This window comes from Clostridium sp., from assembly GCF_051278035.1.
Taxonomy (GTDB): Bacteria; Bacillota; Clostridia; order Clostridiales; family Clostridiaceae; genus Clostridium_AD.
In genome coordinates, this window is the sequence record NZ_JBNMNU010000231.1 from 1 (window position 1) to 5,613 (window position 5,613).

Below are 5,613 nucleotides of genomic sequence, written 5' to 3' on the forward strand. Positions count from 1 at the left end.
CTTAATTTATCTTTCATAACATTCGTTAAATTTGGAGTAAGTGTACTCTTTCCATCAACCAAAACTATAGGATTGTTGCCTAGCGCTGCAAGCGCTGAGCCTGCAAGAGCATCTACTAGGTTCTTATTTGTGCCTTTTGCAATGTAAACCTTACTATAATCTTGTGTAAAAAAATCAAGTATTTCTGCGTTTGTTTCGTACCTGTTATTTCCTGCTAACCTTGTAGCATCTGCCACGACATCATTACTTAGAACTCCCGGACCTCCAACTGCATAAATTGTTTTGCCTGAAGTATAGGTTGCTACTTTTGGTGATAACTTGTTACCTAAAACAAGTAGTATTGGCATTTTATTAACAGCTGCTATTGAGGATATTGAAAGTGCATCTGCATATGCTAAACCATTTGCAATAACTACTTCTGATGGAATAGTATCGAATGCTTCAATGGCTATTTCATATGAGGTTTCAACTCTATTTTTTCCTGATATACGTTTAACATTATAGTCTTTTAACTCATTTTGTACATCGGTTGAAATAGCACCTGTTCCTCCAATTATGTAAACATTTTTAACATCTAATCTTATTAGTTCTTTTAAAACTCCTGGTGAAAGGTTTTTAGAATTTGTTAATAGTATAGGTGCTTTGTCCTTTGCATACGCTAAGGGGGCGGCAACAAGAGCATCTGCTAAGTCGTCACCTCTAGCAATAATTACATTGTCTGACGTTGTCCAACCTTTCTGTACAATTTTTAGAGCCGTTCCATACCGGTCATCCCCTCCTAATATTGTGGATGCCGACGCAGCGCTTTTCCATACTACAGTTGTAAGTAGAGTAGCAAATGCTAAGCTTAGTGCAAATGAATTTTTCGTTTTCTTGTTCATAATTATAATTGCTCCTTCCCATTTTTTGCAAAGCACAAATATGAACCGCTTTGCATATTTAACTTAAAGTATATTGGATCTTTTAGGATTATCTTAATTTCATTTATAATGGGTTCACTATAAATGAACGCTTTTTCATGAAAAAATAAGAATGTTAACAACACGGGTTACAATAAATGTAACTAATCTTTTTTAATAAACGATCCTACTTAGTTATATTCTACCTAATATATTTAAATCCTTTAAATTAATATATATTATTGTTTTCGTATAGCTAATATTGTAATAATTTGTTGGATTAACCTCCGCTGCTGAGTGCTGAAGTTGTGATAGATAATAAAATATGATATTATTGTTATTATTATTATTAGTGGCTAGATGTAAAAAAGATTGTACGTTTAAAAGGTAAATAACAACAAAGTGATAAATATAGTTAATAGAATGTATGCTATGTATGGACTAAAATAGCTAACTTAACCACTTATTATATAAAGTGATTTTATAGGGATATCTACATAGTGTAGATTACGTGGAGGGGTTTTATGACAACAAGAATTTTTAAATATGAAATTTTTAATGAAAATATGGAAGAGTTACTAAAATATATAGATGATTTTAAAAAAGTTCATGTTGTTTCAGGGAATCCAGAAGTGCTACTTAATGGACTGCAAAATGATGTATTGTTAGATAATTTAACTAGTCAGAATTCTATCATTATTCCAGACGGTATTAGTACAGTAATATGTTCGAAAATTGTAGGTAGGCCAGTGAAAGAAAAAATAGCTGGTGTAGAATTAATGGATCGCTTAGTGAAAAAGTGTGAAAAAGAGGGCGAAGGGATATATTTATTAGGAGCAACGAAAGAAACTGTGGATATGTGTAATATTAATTTACGAACTAAATATAGAAAATTAGATATTTTAGGTAGCCATGATGGATATTTTGAAATAGACAATTGTGAAGAAATATTAGAGGAAATACAAAAAGTTAATCCAAAAGTGTTATTTGTTGCAATGGGATGCCCTAGACAAGAGATATTCATAGCTAAATATATGGACAGACTTCCTTGTAGTGTATTTATGGGAGTTGGAGGAAGTTTTGATATTATAGCTGGTAATATTAAACGTGCACCTAAATGGATGATTAATATAGGTATGGAATGGTTATATAGAGTTGTAAAGGAACCTTTCAGAATTAAAAGATTATCCTCTATACCTAAATTTATCACAATGGTAATAAGAGAAAAGTATAAAGGGAAATAAGGGAGTTTCTAAGGGGGCGATGCATATTAAAGTTTTGCATATCATATCAGGAAATGATAATGGTGGTGGTGGGAATCACGTATTAAATATATGCAGTAATTTCAATAAAAACTTTGAAAATATAATTGGTTGTGTAGGTGAAGGTCCGCTTTACTCAAAAGTTAAAGTTATGGATATTAGCTTTAAACTATTTAATAAGGTGTTAAATAATGACGAATTAGTTTGTTTTATAAGAACTAATGCAATAAGTATAGTAAATTTTCATGGAGCAAAACCTTTCCTAATACATTTGATTTTGAAAAGAAAAATAGATATACCTACAGTAGCTGTAGTTCACAGCGATTTTAGATATGATTTTCTTAATAGTAAAATAAAATATTTCATTTTCACTCCACTAAGTATTTTGGGACTTAAAAGTTTCAATAATTACATTTGTGTATCAAATAACTTGAAGCGTTTGTTGGAAGAAAAAAAAATCAGTGGAAATAAATCAGTTGTAAATAATGGTATAGATATAAAAGGTAGTAGAATAATAATTAGTCCTGAAGATATACGAAATAGCTTGGATTTAGACAAGAAGGATTTTGTATATGCTATGGTAGCAAGGTTTCATCCAATAAAAAATCATAAAGAGGTTATAATGGCTTTTAAAAAAATATCGGATGAGTTTCATGATGTAAAGCTACTTTTAGTTGGAGATGGTGATTTGCGACATGAATTAGAACAGTTAATAGTAGAATTAAAACTAGAAAAAAAAGTTGTCATGGCCGGAAATGTTTCCAATCCGATAGACTATATAAATTCCGCCAGCATTAGTGTTTTGGCATCTTTAAGTGAGGGAGGAGCACCACCTCTAACGGTTTTAGAATCTGGAATTGTAAAAAAGTCATTGATTTATACCGAAGTAGGAGATTTAGAGAGTATATTGGATGAAAATAGTGGATATAAAATAAAACACCATAATAGTGAAAATGTTTATGAAGCTATGAAAGAAGTGTATTTAGATAGGAGTAATTTAAAGGTAAAAGGTGAAAACCTACATAATATTGTTATAAACGAATTTACTATACAGAATTTTTGGAAAAAGTATTTTAATATTTATAAGAGTATTTTAAAAAAATAATTACATTATTTATTAAATAATTACACATACTAAAATTAAAGGAGTGTGATTATATGGATTTTTATGATGTAGTCAAAACTAGAAAAAGTGTTAAAAAATTTAAGGACACCCCCATAGATACAAATAAATTAGATAGAATGGTTAATGCAGCTATGATGTCACCATCATGGAAGAATAATAATTCTTATAAATTTATTTTAGTCCATGATAAAACAAAACTAGAACAAATATCTAAATCAATAATGAATAAGGATAATTCAGCGTCTCAATCAATAGTAGAAGCACCAATGACTGCTATTGTAGTGGCAGATCCAGCGTCATCTGGTGAAGTAGAAAATAAAGAGTACTATTTAGTTGATAGTGCCATAGCTATGGAGCATTTTATTTTATCAGCTACTAATGAGGGTTATGGAACATGCTGGATTGCTGCACTTGATGAAGATATTATTAAAAAAGCATTGTCAATACCACAAAATTACAAGGTAGTTGCATTAACTCCTATTGGAGAAATTTCTGAGAGTAAAGAACATAATGAAAAAAAAGATGTTAGAGATTTTGTGTTTTTGAACTCTTGGGACAATTCTTACTCTGAGAATAAATAATCATTTATCTAAAAAAGTAAAACCTTAGGCTTGCAGTTGCATACCTAGGGTTTTACTTTTATGCAAATTTATATATGTTTATATAATGTAATATTTAAATTTATATGGTGAAAAATTCAAATAAAGATGTTACAATTTTAGTAGTTACTTATTTTTTTGTTTTTTATTAACACGGGGGGTACTTGTATGGAGAAAATAAAAGGAATTTTATTCATTGTTTTATCTACTGTTGCTTTTGGTATTATGCCAATACTTGCTAAGCTAGCCTACAGAGGAGGAGCAAACACTTATACTACTTTATTCCTTAGGTTCTTCTTTGCAGCAATTATGGTTTTTCTTTATTTAAGATCTAAAGGTATATCACTTAAATTAACTAAAAGACAATTATTTTTAGTTCTTACAATAGGGGTATTAGGATACACACTTACATCTACTAGTTTATTTATGTCCTATAATTATATAAGTATTGGAATGGCAACCATGATTTTATATACATATCCTGTTATCGTTACGTTACTTTCCTATGTATTTTATAAAGAAAAGATGTATCCTAGAAAAATCCTTTCTTTAATTATATCTTTAATAGGTATTTATATTTTAATTGATAAGGGAAGTCAAAATTTTAATCTAAAAGGTATTATACTCGCAGGTATGGCTGCAATACTATTTTCACTATATGTGTTAGGATCATCACTAAAAGAAATTAAAGATATTAATAGTTATGTTTTAACTTTTTATATCTCATGTGCATCTGCTTTAGTTATGTTTGTCTCAGCAATCACTACTAATAATTTTAATATTAATATTCATTTTTATGCATTTGTTGCAATTTTATTATTAGCATTTATATCGACAGTGGTTGCTTTAACGGCGTTTTTAGAGGGGGTCAGGATAATTGGTCCATCAAAGGCTGCAATTTTCAGTACTCTTGAACCTATTGTTGCATTGATACTAGGGATATTAATTTTAGGGGAGCCTGTTTCAGCTAGAATTATAATTGGAAGTATAACCATTGTGACGTCTATAGTGATATTAACTAAAGCTTAATTAGAGTTCTAAACTTTAATAATAAACTGCAATGCCTTCATAAATTATAATATGAAGGCATTGCAGTTTTATTTAATTTTAATAATAAATTTATAGTATGCTAAAGTTGTAGCATACTACTATGGTAATACATTAACGAGTTAACAATATTAGTACTATAAAGTGTTGCTTTTAAAGAGGATTATTGGAAGGTTTTAAAGAATAATAGTAGTATTAAGAAAATTATTAGTAACGGAGGAGAAAATTATGAAAATTATACAAATTAATGGTAATGAGCTTACTCTAGATGAAATAGTAAAAGTTGCAAGACAAGGTTACAAGGTTGAATTAACGGTAGAAGCAGAAAACAGAGTTATAAAATCTAGAAGTATCGTAGATGAGATCGTGGATAATAATAGGGTTATTTATGGTATTACAACAGGTTTTGGAAAATTTAGTGATGTAACAATCTCAGGAGAAGATTGCAAAAAATTACAAACAAATCTAATAATCTCTCATGCTTGTGGGGCTGGAGACCCTTTTTCAAATGAAATTGTGAAAACTATAATGTTATTAAGAGCAAATGCTCTGGCAAAAGGATATTCTGGAATAAGACTAAGTACACTTAAAACATTAATCCAAATGATAAATAGTGGAGTGAATCCAATAATTCCTGAAAAGGGATCACTTGGAGCATCAGGTGATTTAGCGCCACTAGC

General features: G+C 29.7%; 6 protein-coding genes. 5 read left to right on the top strand and 1 reads right to left on the bottom strand.

Translation table 11 applies throughout. The features are described 5' to 3' along the window. The coding region (locus ACJAX4_RS21685; RefSeq protein WP_435791518.1) for a cell wall-binding repeat-containing protein at nucleotides 1-881 on the bottom strand (881 nt) is incomplete at its 3' end. 542 nt (nucleotides 882-1,423) lie between these two features. On the opposite strand from ACJAX4_RS21685, the gene ACJAX4_RS21690 reads away from it, so the two are divergent. The 5 genes from ACJAX4_RS21690 to ACJAX4_RS21710 all read left to right on the top strand — a co-directional run. Beyond that, entirely contained in the window at nucleotides 1,424-2,143 is a 720-nt protein-coding gene (locus tag ACJAX4_RS21690) for a WecB/TagA/CpsF family glycosyltransferase (RefSeq protein WP_435791519.1), read from the top strand. Between the two features lie 19 nt (nucleotides 2,144-2,162). After that, nucleotides 2,163-3,266 carry a glycosyltransferase gene (locus ACJAX4_RS21695; RefSeq protein ID WP_435791521.1) on the top strand — a complete coding sequence of 368 codons (1,104 nt, stop codon included), beginning with the start codon at nucleotides 2,163-2,165 and terminating at the stop codon, nucleotides 3,264-3,266. 53 nt (nucleotides 3,267-3,319) lie between these two features. Continuing rightward, on the top strand, nucleotides 3,320-3,868 hold the full coding sequence (locus ACJAX4_RS21700) for a nitroreductase family protein (protein ID WP_435791523.1): 549 nt from the start codon (nucleotides 3,320-3,322) through the stop codon (nucleotides 3,866-3,868). Between the two features lie 186 nt (nucleotides 3,869-4,054). Continuing rightward, a complete protein-coding gene (locus tag ACJAX4_RS21705; protein WP_435791524.1) occupies nucleotides 4,055-4,915 on the top strand; it encodes a DMT family transporter in 861 nt (286 codons plus the stop codon). Nucleotides 4,916-5,161: 246 nt separating this feature from the next. Beyond that, nucleotides 5,162-5,613: aromatic amino acid lyase (locus ACJAX4_RS21710; protein WP_435791525.1), on the top strand; the 452-nt coding region annotated here is incomplete at its 3' end.